Genomic DNA, 16,874 nt, shown 5'->3' with positions numbered 1-16,874 from the left:
CCACGAAGAATGTCAGTGGTCGCCGGTAGCATGGTCCCGTGGTTGCCGCACTGTATCGCCGTTATCGGCCAGAATCGTTCGCCGAGATGATCGGTCAGTCTCAGGTGACCGAACCGCTCATGACCGCCCTGCGCACCGGGCGCATTGGGCACGCCTACCTCTTCAGCGGCCCGCGCGGCTGCGGCAAGACCACATCGGCGCGTATTCTCGCGCGCTGCCTCAACTGCGCAGAGGGCCCCACGGATACGCCGTGCGGTGTGTGCGCCAGCTGCCGCGAACTGAGCCGTGACGGCGGCGGATCGCTCGACGTGGTCGAGATCGACGCTGCAAGCCACGGCGGTGTCGATGATGCACGCGACCTTCGCGAGCGGGCCGTCTTCGCTCCCGCGCGCGATCGCTTCAAGATTTTCATCATCGATGAGGCGCACATGGTCACGCCGGGAGGCTTCAACGCCCTGCTGAAGATCGTTGAAGAGCCGCCGCCCCACGTCAAATTCGTGTTCGCAACCACCGAACCAGAAAAAGTCATCGGCACGATCCGCTCGCGCACCCACCACTATCCCTTCAGGCTCATCGCGCCGGGCACGCTCATCGATTACGTGCAGTCGCTCTGCGACAGCGAGGGCGTGCGCGTCGAGCCGGGCGTGCTGCCGCTCGTGGTGCGCGCCGGCGGCGGATCGGTGCGCGACACCCTCTCCATCCTCGACCAGCTCATCGCAGGCTCTGAAAGTGACCTCGTCACATCCGAGCGCGCTGCCGGCCTGCTGGGCTTCACGCACACCGAACTGCTCGACGACGTCGTTGCTGCGCTGGGCGCTCACGATTCGGCAGCGGCCTTCCGCGCGACCGACCGCGTCGTGCAGACCGGGCAGGATCCCCGTCGCTTCGTCGAAGACCTGCTCGAGCGGCTGCGCGACCTCATCGTGGTGAACGCAACAACGGTCGACGGCGCCGCAGCGGTGTTCAGGGGTGTGCCCCAAGACCAGCTGACCCGCATGTTCGAACAGGCGCAGAGCTTCGGGCCAGGTGAGCTGTCGCGTATCGCCGATGTAGTGAGCGGCTCGCTCGACAAAATGGCCGGTGCCACGGCGCCCCGGCTGCAGCTCGAACTCATGATTGCCCGCGCCCTGGTAGAGCAGTCCACTCAGCCGGTGACAGCAGCAGCTCGCACGCAGCACCTCGTTGCGGGTGGCGCGGCAGCGCCCTCCTCCGCCACACACGCTGCCCCCGCGGCTCAGCGTGCAGACCTAACCCAGGCCGTCACGCCTGCCACTCCCGCGCAGCCCCGGCCCAACCCGCTCGCCGCGGTGGCCGCTGCCAGGGGTGCCTTGCACGACACTCCCGCTCCCGAAGCGACACCGACCACGAGCCCTGCCTCTGCTTCCGCGAATGCCGCCCCTGCTCCTCTGGCCGCTTCGAAGGCCGCCGCGGCGGCGCCCGCTCAGGCGCAGCCGAACGCAGCCGAGACCGCGGCGTCGATCAGGGAGTTCCTGCGCGAAGATCCGGCCGGAGCCGGCACCGCGCCGGCCACCGCGAGCACCGAGTCTGCTGCCTCGGCCTCTGGCCATGACCCGGCTCCTGGCTCGGGCATGTTGCCCTCGACGTCTGAGAACTCTGCGGCCTCGGCGAGCCACCCCAACACGGGTGCGGCGGGGTTCGGGCGACCGATCTCCGATGTGCTCAGCGCGGCACAGATCGAGGGGATCGGTCGTGACGCAGCGTTCCAAGCGCCCCCCGCTCCGCCGCAGGGTGAGGCAACTGCGCAGCAGGCAGCTGCCGTTCCCTCCTCGGGTTCGCAAGACGCAGCCGCGGCAACGACGCAGCCAGCTGCCCGCCCAGCGGGGGACGTTGCCGCCGCTGAGATGACAGCCGAGACTGCGCAGCATGACGCCTCCGAAGCTGCAGAGGCCTCCGAAACGGGCGTGCCTGGGGCAGAAGCAGAGGCCGCCCCCGGCGGCTTCGACGACCTCGTCGAGCTGTGGCCCGAACTGCTCGAGGAGATTCTGCAGGCGGATCGCGAGGCCTGGAACGCAGTGCGAGTGGTGACGCCTCTCGCGCTCGACGGTGAGGTGCTCACCGTGGGGCTCGGCTCTCAGTCAGACCTCGCAGCTTTCAAGGCGAGCGGTGCAGGGCCGCTGCGCGAGACCATCAACGCGGCCATCGGCATCAACGTCAAGTACGTGCCGAAGCGCATTGCTCCGGCCGGTGACAATCGCGAAACCGCTCCGCAGGGCGGCAATGGCTCAGGGGATGCTCCGCGCGACCCCGACGCAGAGGAGCCTCATCGAGTCGCTGGCACTGAGCAGCCTCCGAGCGGCTTGCGCGAGACCGCGTCGACGGCGAGCTCCAGTGACGAAGCGGCGGCAACGAGCCTGCCGCCGGGAGCCGCGAGCCGTGGTGTGAGCGACGCCGACGACCCTGTCGCGCGAGCAGCAGCCCGACTGAGCGGGCTCGGCCCAGCGCTTGCCGCGCCGGCCTGGGCGGATCCGCCGCCCGCTCCGCCCGCTGATGGGGCACCACTCGCACCCGCAGTGCCTCGTGCTCAGCCCGGCGAGACCGCGGAGGCGCCTGAGCCCCCAGCGCAGCCACCCGTATCCGAGGACGGTTCGCGGGGCGGTGCCCGCGCCGTGCTGCCAGACCCTGTGGCTTCGGAGCCCGCCGATGACGACTACATCCCCGCCTCCTACGACCCCGACGGCGACCCCTATGCCGGGGTCGCCGAAGACCCCTACGCCGCCGAGCACTCTGACGGGAAGACCCGCCCCGGCGGTGAGACCAGCTCAGGCGGTGAGACCAGCTCAGGCGGACAGGCGCCGGACCAGAACCCGCACCAACTCTCGCAGCTGAGCGCGGAGGCGCCAGCAGCACCGGCACCCGCGGGGCCAGCGCCAGATCACGGCTCTGCCCCTCGGCTGCCGACCCCGCCTCTGGCTGGCGATCCGCCCGCTGCGCTGCGGGGGGAGCAGGCCAGCGATTCGCCCGCTGCACCGGAATCACCGGCCCGCCGCTCCGCTCCGGCGTTCACCCGCTACGGTGAGGCCGTCGTGCGCGAGGTGCTCGGCGCCCGCTTCGTGGAGGAGCGCCCCCTGCCTCCGCGCACCCCCTGACCCTGCGCGATCCGACTCACCTACTGCGAGGAGACACCCAACGTGTACGACGGCATCGTCCAAGACCTGATCGACGAGTTCGGCAGGCTCCCCGGCATCGGCCCGAAGTCGGCGCAGCGCATCGCCTTCCACATCCTGCAGACCCAGAACTTCGATGTGTCGCGCCTCGCTGAGCTGCTCACCGAGGTGCGCGCGAAGGTGCGCTTCTGCGAGGTGTGCGGCAACATCACCGAGCAGGAGCGCTGCTCGATCTGCCGAGACCCCCGCCGTGATCACAGCCTCATCTGCGTGGTCGAGGAACCCAAAGACGTTGTCGCGATCGAGCGCACCAGGCAGTTCCGCGGCCTCTACCACGTGCTCGGAGGGGCGATCAGCCCCATCGATGGCATCGGCCCTGACGATCTCAGCATTCCGGCGCTGATGCGCCGACTCGGTGAGGCCGAGGTGCGTGAGGTCATCATCGCCACCGACCCCAATCTGGAGGGCGAGGCCACCGCGGCCTACCTTTCGCGGCTGCTCACGAGCATCGAGGTCCCCGCGTCTCGTCTCGCATCCGGCTTGCCGGTCGGCGGCGATCTCGAGTTCGCCGATGAGGTCACTCTGGGTCGCGCATTTGAGGGACGCCGCAGCATCGAGTAGTCGCACGATCGGCTTGCTGGCCGTGCCCTGGAGCGTGACCGAGGCCAGCGCATCTGAGGGGCGGCGCGGTCAGATAGACTGGTCTTTCTCGTAGACTTGAGGAGGACCCGCGTGGCGTTGATCGTGCAGAAATTCGGGGGCTCGTCGGTCGCGGATGCCGAGAGCATCAAACGGGTCGCCAAGCGCATCGTCGAGACTCGACGCGCGGGCAACGAGGTCGTCGTCGCGGTGAGCGCCATGGGTGACACCACTGACGAACTGCTCGACCTCGCAGCGGAGTGCACCCCGATCCCCGCACCCCGTGAACTCGACATGCTGCTCACCGCAGGCGAGCGCATTTCGATGGCGCTGCTGGCGATGACCATCAAGGGCATGGGCATCGAGGCGCTGTCATTCACCGGCAGCCAGGCGGGCATGATCACCACCTCCGAGCACGGTTCGGCCAAGATTGTCGATGTCACCCCTGGCCGGGTGCGGGAGGCGCTCGATCAGGGCGCTGTCGCGATCGTCGCCGGCTTCCAGGGCTTCAGCCGCGATTCCCGCGATATCACCACCCTCGGGAGGGGCGGATCCGACACCACTGCTGTCGCACTCGCCGCCGCGCTCGGGGCCGACGTCTGCGAAATCTACACTGACGTCGACGGCATCTTCACCACCGACCCGCGCGTCGTTCCCAAGGCTCGCAAGATCGATGCGATCACGGCCGAGGAGATGCTCGAACTCGCGGCATCCGGCGCCAAGGTGCTGCACCTGCGCGCTGTCGAGTACGCCCGCCGTCACGGCGTCGCACTGCACGTCCGCTCCTCGTTCTCGGACGAGCAGGGCACCATCGTCTACGACCCCCAGAAGGGGCATCCGAAGGGAGATCAGGTGGAAGAGCCGGTCATCACAGGTATCGCCGCTGAGAAGAGCGAGGCGAAGGTCACGGTCGGTGGTGTGCCCGACGCGCCTGGCAAGGCTGCCAAGATTTTCGAGATCGTGGCGAAGACCCACGCCAACGTCGACATGATCGTGCAGAACGTCTCGGCCGCGCACACGAACCGCACTGACATCTCGTTCACGATTCCGCTCGGCGATGGCCGCCGCGTCATCGAAGCGCTCGAGGCCGAGCGCGAGACGCTTGAGTTCGAGAGCCTGCAGTACGACGACCAGATCGCGAAGGTCGCGGTCGTCGGTGCCGGGATGCGCACCAGCACCGGCGTCTCGGCGCAGCTGTTCCGCGCGCTGTACGAGGCCGACATCAACATTGAGATGATCTCGACCTCCGAGATCCGCATCTCCGTCGTGACCCGTGCAGATCTCATGGACAAAGCCGTGCGCGTGCTCCACACCGCCTTCGGCCTCGACTCCGACACCGACGCCACGGTCTACGCCGGCACCGGCCGCTGAAGGGAATCCACATGGCAGAGCAGCTGAGCTTCAACGTCGCCGTTGTCGGCGCGACTGGTCAGGTGGGCGCGGTCATCCGCCGCCTGCTCGACGAGCGCGACTTCCCCATCAAGAGCCTGCGCCTCTTCTCGAGCGCTCGCTCCGCAGGGTCCACACTCGAGTTCCGCGGTGAGTCGATCACTGTCGAAGACGTCGACACCGCCGATAAGTCAGGCATCGACATCGCCCTGTTCTCAGCGGGCGGCGCAGCATCGAAGAAGTACGCCCCCGCATTCGCTGAGGCCGGAGCCATCGTCATCGACAACTCCAGCGCATGGCGCCTCGACCCCGATGTGCCGCTCGTCGTGAGCGAGGTCAACCCGCACGCACTCGACGGCGTCGTCGAAGCCGGGCAGGGCATCATCGCCAACCCCAACTGCACCACCATGGCCGCAATGCCTGTCATGAAGGCGCTCGACAGCGAGGCCGGGCTGGAGCGCTTGATCGTCACGACCTTCCAGGCGGTTTCCGGTTCGGGGCTTGCCGGCGCTCGTGAGCTTGCCGGCCAGGCTGGCGCCGCGGTCGAGGCAGGCGGAATCGAGCGGCTCGTGCACGACGGCTCCGCAGTGACCTTCCCGCAACCCGAGGTCTACACCAAGACCATCGCCTTCAACGTGCTGCCACTTGCCGGTTCGATCGTCGATGATGGCGAAGGCGAAACCGATGAGGAGAAGAAGCTCCGCAACGAGAGCCGCAAGATTCTCGAACTGCCTGAGCTGCGTGTCGCTGGCACCTGTGTGCGCGTGCCCGTCTTCACTGGCCACTCCCTCTCGATCAACGCCGAGTTCGCGCGCCCCATCACCGCTGATCGCGCTCGCGAGGTGCTCGCAGACGCACCCGGCGTCGAGCTGAGCGAGGTTCCCACTCCGCTTGAGGCGGCAGGCCAGGATCCCTCCTTCGTGGGGCGTATCCGTGAAGACCAGTCGGCGCCTGAGGGTCGCGGATTGGTGCTCTTCATCTCGAACGACAATCTGCGCAAGGGTGCTGCGCTCAACGCTGTGCAGATCGCGGAGGCTGTTGCGGCGAAGCTCGCGGCGTAGCCACGTTGTACGACAGAGGGGCGGGGATCACATCGGATCTCCGCCCCTCTGTCGTGTGCCGGCAGTGTTCGGTTGCGCCCGTGCAGCGGTCTTGCTTGAACCCGCATGGGGCTGAGCTCAGTGGGCCGCCTCAAGCGTCAGCAGCGACGCCTCCGGGCGGCACGCGAAGCGCACCGGAGCGTAGATGGAGTTGCCGAGGCCGGCGCTCACGTTCAAGAACGCGGCGCGGTGCGCGTCGTACCAGACGCTGAGCCCGCGGGCCTGCGCGGTGGGCAGATCGCAGTTGGCGGTGAGCGCGCCCACACCTGGCACGCGCACCTGGCCACCGTGGGTGTGCCCTGCGAAGATCACGTCTGCACCCTCGTCGAGGAGTGCACCCAGAGCCTCCTGGTAGGGCGCATGCACGACACCGAGACGCAGCGCGTTGCCACCACGGTCGGCGGCCTCGTCGTGCTCAGCGCGCAGCGCGTGCAGAGCCGAGCGCATCGCCTCCGGGTCGTGGTAGCGCACGTGGGGGTCGTTCATCCCGAACAGCTCGACGCGAGTGCCGCGCAGTTCGAGCTGGGCGGCGCTGTTGTTGAGGTTGATCGCGCCGAGTTCTTCGAGGCCGGCGGTGAGTCTCGTGTTATCGATGTCGGGCCTGCGCGTGCTGAGCCGACTGGGTTCGATGAGGTAGCGGGTAGGGTTCTTGAACACTGGCCCGTAGTAGTCATTGGAGCCGTGCACAAAGACCGTTGGCGTGCACTCCACCAGGGGGCGCAGTGCGCGCAGCAGCGCAGGACGGGCCTGCAGATGCCCCATAAGGTCGCCGGTGAGCACCAGCAGGTCTGGGCGTAGTTGGGCGAGCGAGCGCACCCAATCGATCTTCTGGGACTGCCAGGGAGCCAGATGCAGATCGGAGAGCTGCAGCACGCGGATCGGTACCGCGCCCTCGGGGAGGAGCGGTACGGTGTGCTGACGCACGGTGAAGAGGCGCCGTTCGATGAGCGTCGACCAGATGGCGATCCCCGCTGCGGCCGTTCCGAGAACGGCCGCAGCGCTGCGCTGCGCAGAACTCACCGGGTCAACCCTTGTCTGCGCAGGCGAGCACGACCGAGATCTTGCTGTTGCCGCGTGCTTCTGCGCCGCTCGCGGGATCTGTGGAGGCCACAAGGTCCTTCTTCGGGTCGGGCTTGCCGCCAGCCTGGCAGGAGAAGTCGGCACCGTTGAGTCCGGCGGATCTCAGGCGGGCTTCCGCATCGGCACCAGTCGCGCCGACGAGCCCGTCAGGAACGACCACCGCTTGACCGTTGCTGCGATACAGCGTGATGCCCGATCCCAGCGCTACAGAAGCTCCGCCATCGGGGTCCGAGCGAGCGATGAGGCCCTGGGCGATCGAGGAGTCGATCTCGCCGCCGTCGGAGACCGTTAGCCCTCCGTCGGTGAGCAGCTTGGCAGCCTCGTCGTAGGACTTGCCCCTCGTGTCGGGCACGGTCACCATGGTCTGGCGGATCGAGGCCGAGCTGGGCTGCGGGAAGGCGGTGCCGCCGTACTTCTGATCGGCGACGTTCATCATGGCGGGCCAGATCGTCTGATCCGCGAACATGAGGTTACCAAAGGGCTGGGTGGAAACACGCTCGCAAACGCCGTCTTCGTAGCAGATGGGGTCGGCATTGCCCACCCAGGTGGCCGTGGCGACAGTGGTGCTTGCGCCGACGGTCCAGTTGTCTATGATGTCGTCGGTGGTGCCGGTCTTCGCGAGGTGTGGCACCCCGTAGGCCGAGCGGGCGTGCCGCGCGAGACCGTTCTTCACGGTCTCTTCGAGCGCGTAGGCCACTCCTGAAGCGACTTCTGGGGCGACGCCCTCGGTGCACTTGCTCTTCGTAAACGGCACTGGTTCGTCGTTCGTGTCGAGGATCTGATCGATGGGCACCGGGGTGCACACAGTGCCGTTGCCGGCGAAGGCCGCAAAAGCAGAAGCCATGGTGATCGGCGCGATCTCGTCGGTGCCGGCGAAGGTGCCGGAGGGCACGCGCGTGAGCTTCGTCGTGCCGTAGTTGTCGAAGTTCTGGTCGTGCATCTGCTTCGAGGCGCGGTGGATGCCCAGCTTCTCGGCGAGCTTGTAGGTGTCGCAGAGGTCCATCTTCTGCTGCATAGACACGATGCCGCCGTTCACCGATTGGGTGATCGCGGTGAGCACCGGGCGGTTGCCTCGCACTCCGAGGTTGTCGTTCTGGAAGGTCCAGGGGCCGTAGCCGTAGACGCCATCGGGCGAACAGGAGTCGCGGAACGACTGCAACTGCACGGTGCGGCCGTCCATCTGCACGATGTCTCGCACGGAGTGGCCGGTGCGGATCCACTCGGCCAGCGTGATCGGCTTGAAGGTCGACCCGACCTGGAAGCCGTTCGAGCCGCCGTAGTCGAAGTCGGTGTTGTAGTTGACCGTGGTGTATCCGGGGTTCTCGCTGAGGAACGCTTCAGCATCGTTGAAGGGTCGGTTCTGCACCATCCCCAGCACGCGTCCGGTGCCCACCTGCGTGCTGACGCTTGCGGCACCGACCTTGATACCGTCCATGAGTGCCGGCACCGTGTCGCGTATGGCTGCGAGCCCAGCTGCCTGGATATCAAGATCGATGGTGGTGTAGATCTTGAAACCGCCACGGCGGAAACGGAACTCGCGCTCAGCGGGATCGGAGCCGAAGTTCGGATCCTGCTTGATATAGCGCAGCACGTAGTCGCAGAAGTGGCCGAGGCCATAGTTCTGCTCGGCAACGAAGCAGCCTGCGACGCGCGGCGTGATCTGCGGCTCGATCGGCGTGGCGATGGCCTCGGCGTGCTGGGCCTCGGTGATCTTGCCGTGCTTGAACATGCTGTCGAGAATCTTGTTGCGGCGCTCAAGGTTCGCGGGGAGGTTCTCGGGAACGTCGAGCTGATACAGCGAGGGATTGTTCACGATGGCGACCAGGCTCGCAGCCTCCGCAAGCGAAACATCCTTGGCAGACTTGCCGTAGTAGTACTGCGCCGCCGACTCGATGCCGTAGATCTGACGACCGAAGAGGGCGATGTTGAGGTAACCGAGCAGAATCTCATCCTTCGGATACTGCTTCTCGATGCTGATCGCGTAGCGCATCTCCTTGAGCTTGCGGTCGGCATCCTGGCGCATCGCGTCTTCGTAGGCCTTGTCGCGCGCCCCCTCGTCTTGGATGGAGTACGCCTCCTGGATGAGTACGTTGCGCACGAACTGCATTGTGATCGTGGACGCGCCCGAGAGATTCTGGCCGGCCGCGTTCTGCAGCACCGCGCGGCTCGTCGCCAGGATGTCGACACCGCCGTGGGTGTAGAAACGCGGATCTTCCTCGGCGACCGCGGCATCTTTCACGTACTGGGAGATGGCATCCCAGCCGACCATCTCGCGGTTCTGGTCGTAGAACGTTGCTAGTTCGTAGTCGGCCCCATCAGAACCCTTCGCGTAGAGGGTCGAGGGCTGGGCCAGCTGGCCTGGATCGAGGTGGCCCGGGAGCTTCTCGAAGATATCGACTGCGGTCTTCGCGGTGTGGCCGCTCAACGCCACCACAGGGGTGACGGCTGCGGTGACGAGCACTCCGGCGATCACGCTCATCGCGACGGCACCGAGGATGCCGCCAAGGGCACCACCCGCGCTGCGCGGCTTGAAGGTGCGCACGCGCGCGGACTGAGATGTCTGACGGGTCATAGAATCAAGGGTAAGCGACATAGCTGACAAAACAGCAAGGCGGCAGGCCCCACGGCCTGTTTCGCCGTCGCCCGCAATGCACCGTCACCGCACATACCGAGGGAGATCCGCACGTGAGTGAATCGACCGAAGCACCTCGCTGGGAGTACTTCGTCACGCCGCTGCTGCTGCACAACGAGGCCCAGATCCTCAACAACTGGGGCGCCCAGGGGTGGGAACTCGTGCAGATTATCGAGGGCCCGGCTGGCGGCAACGTCGCATATTTGAAGAGGAAGGCCTGAAATGACGTCTGTGATCGAGGAGCGCCTGAGCGATCTCGGCTACGAGATTCCCGAGGTGGCCGCTGCGGTTGCCGCCTACGTTCCGGCGCTGCGCGACGGCAACTACGTGTACACGGCGGGGCAGCTCCCCTTCGTGAACGGGCAGCTGCCCGCCACGGGCAAGGTCGGTGATGGCGAAGGCCTCGTCGCGCCAGAGCAGGCTGAAGAGCTTGCGCGGCTCTGCGCGCTCAACGCCCTGGCTGCCGCGCGTGGCGTGATCGGTTCGCTCGACAAGATCACGCAGGTGGTGAAGGTGACGGCCTTCGTGGCCTCCGACCCCTCATTCACTGGTCAGCCCGGTGTGGCGAACGGTGCTTCAGTGTTCTTGGGTCGCGTGTTCGGTGACCTCGGCATCCACGTGCGCTCGGCTGTGGGCGTCTCCGTGCTGCCGCTCGATGCCCCCGTCGAAATCGAGTTCGTGTTCAAGGTCGAAGACTAACCGCGCACTTCTCGCAAGACGCGAACGAGGCGGGGCGGACCCTATCAGGGCACCCCCCCCGCCTCGTTCATCTGCGGCCAGGGACCGCTCCTACTGGCCCGCGCGCAGCTGCTCCTGGATTGTGGTCATGACCTTCGTATCGGCGAGGGTCGTGGTGTCGCCGACCTGCTTGCCCTCGGCAACATCCTTGAGGAGGCGGCGCATGATCTTGCCCGACCGCGTCTTCGGCAGCTCGGACACGACGAGCACCCGCCGCGGCCTCGCGATGGCCCCGATATGCGCGGCGACGTGCTGCTTGAGCTCAACCTCTGCCTGTTCGGGCGCGAGCAGCGTCTGCTGCGACTTGAGGATCACGAACGCCACGACAGCCTGTCCCGTGGTGTCATCGTGCGCACCGACCACCGCCGACTCCGCGACGGCGTGATGCTCGACGAGCGCCGATTCAATCTCGGCGGTCGAGAGCCTGTGGCCCGACACGTTCAGTACATCGTCGACTCGGCCGAGCAACCAGATATCGCCGTCATCGTCGAAACGCGCGCCGTCGCCCGCGAAATACTGATCACCGAACTTAGCCCAGTAGGTGTCGATAAAGCGCTGGTCGTCGCCCCACACGGTGCGCACCATCGAGGGCCAGGGGCGCTGCAGCACGAGTAGCCCGCCCTGGCCGTGGCCGACCTGCTCGCCCTGGTCATTGACGACGGTGGCGCTGATGCCGGGCTGCGGCACCTGCGCACTGCCAGGCTTCAGGCCGGTGAGTCCGGGCAGCGGCGCGATCATGATGGCGCCGGTTTCAGTCTGCCACCAGGTATCTACGATGGGTGCCTTGCCGCCACCGATCACCTCGTGGTACCAACGCCACGCCTCAGGATTGATCGGCTCGCCAACGCTGCCGAGCACACGGATCGAGGAGAGGTCGTACTGCTCGGGCACCTGGCGGCCGACCTTCATGCAGGCGCGGATCGCCGTGGGAGCGGTGTAGAAAATGCTCACACCGTACTTCTGGATGATGCTCCACCAGCGCCCCCAATCGGGGGTCTCGGGGGTGCCTTCGTAGATGACCTGTGTGGCACCGTTCGCGAGCGGGCCGTAGACAACGTAGCTGTGTCCCGTGATCCAGCCGATATCGGCGGTGCACCAGTAGACGTCGGTTTCAGGCTTGAGATCGAAGACATCGCTGTGCGTCGCGGAGACCTGGGTGAGGTAGCCGCCCGAGGTGTGCAGGATGCCCTTCGGCTTGCCCGTGGTGCCCGAGGTGTAGAGGATGAACAGCGGGTTCTCCGCGGGGAAGCCCTTCGCCTCGTGCTGTCCGTCGAAGGCCGTGATCTCCTCGTGCCACCAGAGGTCGCGGCCCTCCTGCATGACAACTTCGTTGCCGCCGCGCTGCACCACGAGCACCCGTTCGACGGAGAGCGGGGTGCCGGTGTCGAGCGCGAGCGCGTCGTCGACGGTGGGCTTCAGCGCCGAGACCCGGCCCTTGCGGTAGCCGCCATCGGCGGTGATGACGAGCTCGGCGCGGGCATCATCGATGCGGGCGCGCAGGCTCTCAGCGCTGAACCCGCCGAACACGACCGAGTGGGCTGCTCCGAGACGCGCAACCGCGAGCATCGCGATCACGGCTTCTGGGATCATCGGCATGTAGATCGCGACGCGGTCACCCGCGGAGACGCCGAGGCTCGTGAGCATGTTCGCGGCGCGCTTCACCTCGTGCGTCAGCTCGGCGTAGCTGAGGGTGCGGGTGTCGCCGGGTTCGCCCTCGAAGTGGATCGCCACGCGGTCCCCGAGGCCCGCCGCCACGTGGCGGTCGAGGCAGTTGGCGGCGACGTTGAGCTCACCATCGGCGAACCACTTCGCGAACGGCGGGTTCGACCAGTCGAGAATCTCGGTGAACGGCTTCGACCACTTGAGCTGGCGGGCGCGTTCCGCCCAATACGCCTCGGGATCCTGAGCCGCCTGCCAGTAGACGGAGGAGTCGTTGATATTGGCCTGCGCGCGGAACTCCTCCGACGGCGGGTACACCTCCACCTCCTCGCCGTGCTGCAGCGGGTGACTCTCGATGGTGCCGTTCTGATCAGTCATGGACGCCCTTATCCGTCTTTCTGGTCATCCGCCCGCGGCCTCAGCTCCTGTCTGCCAAGACCGCGCGCGGGAGAATGCGTGGTGGTGTCAGGCTATACCGTCGGAGGGGTCGACGTCGCGTGGCATCTCGCTCACAATTCGCCGCTGCGCCAAGATCGGCCGACTTATCCACAAGTGCTTCGATTCCGGGTTGCCGCCCGTCAGAAGATGCTTCTCTGAGAGACATGATCGCCGAAGCTGTCTCCAACCCCCGGAGCACTCCCGTGCCCGGTTCAGTTGTCCAGGCATCCGACTGCGATCCTGCACGAACAGCGCGCCTCGGCATCGCCGAACGCCGCGCCTTCGGAGGCCTGCTGCCACTGCTCGACGACCCGGCTCTGCGCGACCTGCTCGTGCAGGTGAGCGGCGGCGTGGGGCACCTCTGGGCGGATCGCGGCGGTGGCCTGCAGCGCATTCACGGGTGGAGCGCGGCACCAGACGCCGTGCACCGGCTGGCCTGTGAGTTGATCGCGGCCGGTGGACGCCACCTCGACGAGCTGCAGCCGTGCGCGGATGTGCGGATCGGCGACGGCATCAGAGTGCACGCCGTACTGCCGCCGGTGGCCGTCGAGGGCGCTGCGGTCTCGATCAGGGTGCCCCGGACTACGCCCCCGGACTTCGACGCGCTCGTGCGTGGCGGGCTCTGCTCGGAGGCCATGGCTCATGCGCTTCGCGGCGCGGTTGCGGCGCGCCGCAATCTGCTCGTCACCGGCGGCACTGGGAGCGGAAAGACCACGGTGCTCGGCGCTTTGCTCGGCCTGGCTGACCCTCGCGAACGAATCCTGATGATCGAGGACGTCGCAGAACTCCGACTGTGCCACCCCCACGCGCTCTCGCTCGAAGCTCGCAGGCCGAGCGCTGAAGGGCTCGGCGAGGTTGCACTCGACAGCCTGCTGCGTGAAGCGCTGCGCATGCGCCCCGACAGAATTGTGCTCGGCGAGTGCCGGGGCGCAGAAGTGGCAACATTGCTCGCCGCCCTGAACACCGGCCACGACGGCAGCGCCGGCACGCTGCACGCGAACCGTATCGAGCATGTGCCCGCTCGCCTGGAAGCCCTCGGCGCCCTCGCCGGGCTCGACCCGCCGGCCCTGGCACGGCAAGCTGCGTCGGCGTTGCACGGGGTGATCCACCTCGAACGCCGCAGAGGCCTGCACCGCGTGACCGGGGTTGGCAAATTGCGGCTCGATCGCGGTGGTCTGCTCCGGGTCGAGGAGGTGCGGCCGTGACGGGGGTGCGGCGCGGGCGGCCCACGGTCGGGGCCGGAGACGCGGCCGAACTGGCGCTCCGCTGCGCGGCGCTGCTGCGCGGTGGGGTGCTGCCTTCGCGGGCGGTGGTGCTCGCGTGTGCGGATCCGCCCGATGCGCGCGCAGGGGGCGGGCAGCGGGGCCGGGGCGATACTGGGGGGTTGGGTTATGCGGGCATCGCCGAACGCATTGCTGACGGCTACTCACCGCCAGAAGCGCTTGCGGGCTGCGGGGCCCCCGAATGGCGGGTGCTCGCCGTCGCGTGGCGGCTCGCCGAACAGAGCGGGGCACCGCTCGCCCCGGCCCTGCACCGCATCGGCACCGCCCTGCGGGGCCTGGAGCAGCTGCGCGCTCGCCGGGCGGTGCTGCTCGCGGGGCCGCGCGCGACGGTGCGCCTGGTCTCGGCGCTGCCGCCCCTCGCGCTGCCGCTCGGAGCCCTGCTCGGATTCGACCCTGTGCCCGTGCTGCTGAGCTCGCTGGGGGCTGTACTGCTCGCAGCAGGGACGCTGCTGCTCGCGGCCGGGGTGGCGTGGGGTCGTGCGCTGCTGCGCCGGCTCGAACGCGAGGATTGCGTTGCAGGGATCGAGCTCGAACTGGTGTGGGTGGCCTTGGGCGGAGGGGCGCCGCCGGGCGCTGCGGCGCTGCGTGCCGCGGATGCCATCGACGCTTTCGGAGCTGAGTGGGTGCCGTTTGCGGCGTTCGAGCGCTCGGGGGCGCTTGCGGCCGCTGTCGCGGCGGCGCAGAGCACCGGAGCGCCCCTGCAGCGGCTTCTGCTGGAGGAAGCGGTGGCCGCACGTGCGCGAGCGCAGGCGCGGCTCGAACAAGGGGCAGAACGGCTCGGTGTGCGGGTTCTGGTGCCGATGGGCGTGTGCGTGCTGCCCGCATTCATCGTGCTCGGGGTGCTGCCTGTGCTCATCGCGATGCTGGGCACTTGATCCGCTTCGCACTTCGCTCACAATGGGGCATTCGAGGCGGATCGCGGCGACCTTTCCACAGATCGCTGAGCGGCATCTCAGGGCTTGTTCGACTGCCGCAGGATAGGTGCACCGGCGACCGCCGGGCCGTGTGTGACGAAGGGAACACCTCATGAATACCAAACTCGAACTTGTATCTGATCGCGGTGTTGCGCTGCCGAAACAACCGCCATCGCCTCCGGGCGACCACCACCCCGTGTTCGTGGCGCCCGCTCGCCGCAGCGGCGCAGCCGCACGCAGAACGCGCAAGCCGCCGGCCGCCCGCGAACTGCTCGGTGACGAGCGAGGAGCGATTACGGCGGAATATGCTGTCGTCATTCTCGCTGCGGTCGCCTTCGCGGGGTTGCTCGTGGCAATCATGCGGTCGGCCGAGATTCGCGCCATGCTCGTGCAGTTGGTCGAGAATGCTCTCGGCTCCGGTGGGTAGCGCCACGGACGGAACGGGGCGTGCACCCGGGGAGCTCCGAGTGCACGCGGCCGGCGCCGCCGGTGCCCGCAGCCTTGCGGGCGGCTTCATACGCGACGAGCGAGGCACGGTCACCGCAGAGTTCGCGGTGGTGATGCCGGCGGTGCTGGTGATGCTCGGTCTCGTGATCGGCGGGGTGTTCATCGCAGCCCACCGCATCACCCTCGTGAGTCTCGCGGCTGAGGTCGCTCGGCTCGAAGCCAGGGGTGACACCGACCGCGCCCGCGCCAGACTCGATGAGGCTCAAGGCGCGATCACCGTGCAGCGGGATCGCAGCGGCTCGCTCCTCTGCGTCACCCTCAGAGCCAGCCCCGGGCGCGGAATGCTCGCGGCCATTGCCATCGAGAGTCGGTCGTGCGCCGCGGTGAGCGGCGAACAGGGGGCCTCGCCATGAGTGCCCCGGCCCTGCTCGCCTGCGGCGCTGCGGCGCTCTGCCTGGGCCTGCCGGTGATCGCAGCGAGCGCTCAGCTCGAGGCCGGGCACCGCGCTGCGGCAGCGGCCGACGCCGCCGCGCTCGCCGCCGCAGATGCGGCAACCGGCTGGATCGAGGGTGAACCATGCGCACTCGCCGAGCGCGTCGCCGGCGAAGCGGGTGGGGTGCTCGTGGCGTGCAAGGCTTCGTCGGCCTCGGGTGAGGCACGGGTCGAGGTGCGGATCGCCTTGCCGCTCGGCGGCTCAACCGCCACCGCGCGAGCCGGGCAACCGCCGAGCTCGGACTGGGCGGCGGGAGGCCCGGTGGGGGCGAACGGTTGGGCATGGCCGTCGGATCGCCGGGCTCTCTCGCAGGGATTCCACGATGGGTACTCGCTCGATCTTGCGGTAACTGCGGAGGGGGCGCTCTACGCTCCATACGCCGGAGTGGTGGTGCGTGCAGGGCCAGACGGGGGAGGAGCGCCCGAACCCTGCCGAGCCCACCCCGAATGGTGGCGAGGCGTCAACCACACCGTGCTCATACGGCATGATCTCGGTGATCGCACCCTCTACAGCTCGCACAACCACGTCGCGCCTGGCTCGCCGCAGCGTTTCGGCGTGGTGCCCGGTGCGCGGGTGGTGGCGGGGCAGCGGGTTGCGAGCGCGGGGATGAGCGGTTGCACTTCTGGGCCGCACACCCACTTCACGCTTGCATCGTCGCCGTCGAACACGAATCCTGATATCGATCCGCTCAGCTACCTCGGGCCGCCGTGAGCAGGCCCGTTGAGCTGAATGGCGACCGGACGGCCGGGACGATCAGAAGCACCGTCGCGCGAGCCGAATCCGTGGGGTTCAGGATACGGCTGAGGCCCGTAGCGCGGTGTTCTGGGCCGCAGCGATGGTATGAATAGAGGAGCACCGCGCATCGCCGATAGTGGTTTCTTACACGAGAGTGTGTATCGTGTCGGTGCAGAACCGCGTGCCGGTGCAGCAACCGGCA

14 protein-coding genes are annotated in these 16,874 nt (G+C 67.7%); 11 read left to right on the top strand and 3 right to left on the bottom strand.

The genetic code is table 11. The features are described 5' to 3' along the window. Positions 1-38 precede the first annotated feature (38 nt). The 4 genes from WFI54_RS10845 to WFI54_RS10830 all read left to right on the top strand — a co-directional run bounded on the left by WFI54_RS10845 (position 39) and on the right by WFI54_RS10830 (position 6,214). Entirely contained in the window at positions 39-3,107 is a 3,069-nt protein-coding gene (locus WFI54_RS10845; protein WP_336652808.1) for a DNA polymerase III subunit gamma and tau, read from the top strand. Between the two features lie 42 nt (positions 3,108-3,149). Further along, entirely contained in the window at positions 3,150-3,746 is a 597-nt protein-coding gene (gene recR / locus WFI54_RS10840; RefSeq protein WP_336652807.1) for a recombination mediator RecR, read from the top strand. Between the two features lie 111 nt (positions 3,747-3,857). After that, the gene (locus tag WFI54_RS10835; RefSeq protein WP_336652806.1) at positions 3,858-5,135 is read left to right on the top strand and encodes an aspartate kinase; all 1,278 of its coding nucleotides are present in this window, start codon (positions 3,858-3,860) and stop codon (positions 5,133-5,135) included. A gap of 11 nt (positions 5,136-5,146) precedes the next feature. After that, positions 5,147-6,214, top strand: coding sequence for an aspartate-semialdehyde dehydrogenase (locus WFI54_RS10830; protein WP_336652805.1), 1,068 nt, complete (start codon positions 5,147-5,149; stop codon positions 6,212-6,214). Positions 6,215-6,331: 117 nt separating this feature from the next. On the opposite strand, the gene WFI54_RS10825 is transcribed toward WFI54_RS10830, so the two are convergent. Continuing rightward, a complete protein-coding gene (locus WFI54_RS10825; protein ID WP_336652804.1) occupies positions 6,332-7,273 on the bottom strand; it encodes a metallophosphoesterase in 942 nt (313 codons plus the stop codon). A gap of 4 nt (positions 7,274-7,277) precedes the next feature. Continuing rightward, positions 7,278-9,905: a transglycosylase domain-containing protein gene (locus WFI54_RS10820; protein WP_336652803.1), complete on the bottom strand. Its 2,628-nt coding sequence runs from the start codon at positions 9,903-9,905 to the stop codon at positions 7,278-7,280. A gap of 113 nt (positions 9,906-10,018) precedes the next feature. Between WFI54_RS10820 and WFI54_RS10815 the strand changes: the two genes are divergently transcribed. Both WFI54_RS10815 and WFI54_RS10810 read left to right on the top strand, forming a co-directional pair. Further along, on the top strand, positions 10,019-10,186 hold the full coding sequence (locus tag WFI54_RS10815; RefSeq protein ID WP_017883616.1) for a DUF4177 domain-containing protein: 168 nt from the start codon (positions 10,019-10,021) through the stop codon (positions 10,184-10,186). Between the two features lies 1 nt (position 10,187). Next, a complete protein-coding gene (locus tag WFI54_RS10810; protein WP_336652802.1) occupies positions 10,188-10,664 on the top strand; it encodes a RidA family protein in 477 nt (158 codons plus the stop codon). Between the two features lie 90 nt (positions 10,665-10,754). On the opposite strand, the gene acs is transcribed toward WFI54_RS10810, so the two are convergent. After that, complete coding sequence (acs, locus tag WFI54_RS10805; RefSeq protein WP_336652801.1) at positions 10,755-12,740, bottom strand: acetate--CoA ligase; 1,986 nt, start codon at positions 12,738-12,740, stop codon at positions 10,755-10,757. Positions 12,741-12,964: 224 nt separating this feature from the next. Here acs and WFI54_RS10800 point away from each other — a divergent pair, with 224 nt between their 5' ends. From WFI54_RS10800 to WFI54_RS10780, 5 genes are all read left to right on the top strand, one after another. Continuing rightward, on the top strand, positions 12,965-14,005 hold the full coding sequence (locus tag WFI54_RS10800) for a CpaF family protein (RefSeq protein WP_336652800.1): 1,041 nt from the start codon (positions 12,965-12,967) through the stop codon (positions 14,003-14,005). Then, positions 14,002-14,958 (top strand): type II secretion system F family protein, encoded by a 957-nt coding sequence (locus tag WFI54_RS10795; RefSeq protein ID WP_336652799.1) that lies wholly within the window; start codon positions 14,002-14,004, stop codon positions 14,956-14,958. The genes WFI54_RS10800 and WFI54_RS10795 overlap by 4 nt, the downstream gene beginning before the upstream one ends. Before the next feature lie 151 nt (positions 14,959-15,109). Then, the gene (locus WFI54_RS10790; RefSeq protein ID WP_336652798.1) at positions 15,110-15,424 is read left to right on the top strand and encodes a DUF4244 domain-containing protein; all 315 of its coding nucleotides are present in this window, start codon (positions 15,110-15,112) and stop codon (positions 15,422-15,424) included. Positions 15,425-15,464: 40 nt separating this feature from the next. Continuing rightward, positions 15,465-15,857: a TadE/TadG family type IV pilus assembly protein gene (locus WFI54_RS10785; RefSeq protein ID WP_336652797.1), complete on the top strand. Its 393-nt coding sequence runs from the start codon at positions 15,465-15,467 to the stop codon at positions 15,855-15,857. Further along, on the top strand, positions 15,854-16,648 hold the full coding sequence (locus WFI54_RS10780) for a M23 family metallopeptidase (RefSeq protein WP_336652796.1): 795 nt from the start codon (positions 15,854-15,856) through the stop codon (positions 16,646-16,648). Before WFI54_RS10785 ends, WFI54_RS10780 begins: the two co-directional genes overlap by 4 nt. Positions 16,649-16,874 lie beyond the last annotated feature (226 nt).

It is taken from the genome of Leucobacter sp. MMO-125 (assembly GCF_037148395.1).
Lineage (GTDB): Bacteria > Actinomycetota > Actinomycetes > Actinomycetales > Microbacteriaceae > Leucobacter.
This window is presented reverse-complemented; position numbering and strand designations above follow the sequence as displayed.

Coding starts and splice junctions, on each gene's coding strand:
- WFI54_RS10830 (WP_336652805.1), top strand. CDS start 5,147: ATGGCAGAGCAGCTGAGCTTCAACGTCGCCGTTGTCGGCGCGACTGGT.
- WFI54_RS10820 (WP_336652803.1), bottom strand. CDS start 9,905: ATGACCCGTCAGACATCTCAGTCCGCGCGCGTGCGCACCTTCAAGCCG.
- WFI54_RS10810 (WP_336652802.1), top strand. CDS start 10,188: ATGACGTCTGTGATCGAGGAGCGCCTGAGCGATCTCGGCTACGAGATT.
- acs (WP_336652801.1), bottom strand. CDS start 12,740: ATGACTGATCAGAACGGCACCATCGAGAGTCACCCGCTGCAGCACGGC.
- WFI54_RS10800 (WP_336652800.1), top strand. CDS start 12,965: ATGATCGCCGAAGCTGTCTCCAACCCCCGGAGCACTCCCGTGCCCGGT.
- WFI54_RS10790 (WP_336652798.1), top strand. CDS start 15,110: ATGAATACCAAACTCGAACTTGTATCTGATCGCGGTGTTGCGCTGCCG.
- WFI54_RS10780 (WP_336652796.1), top strand. CDS start 15,854: ATGAGTGCCCCGGCCCTGCTCGCCTGCGGCGCTGCGGCGCTCTGCCTG.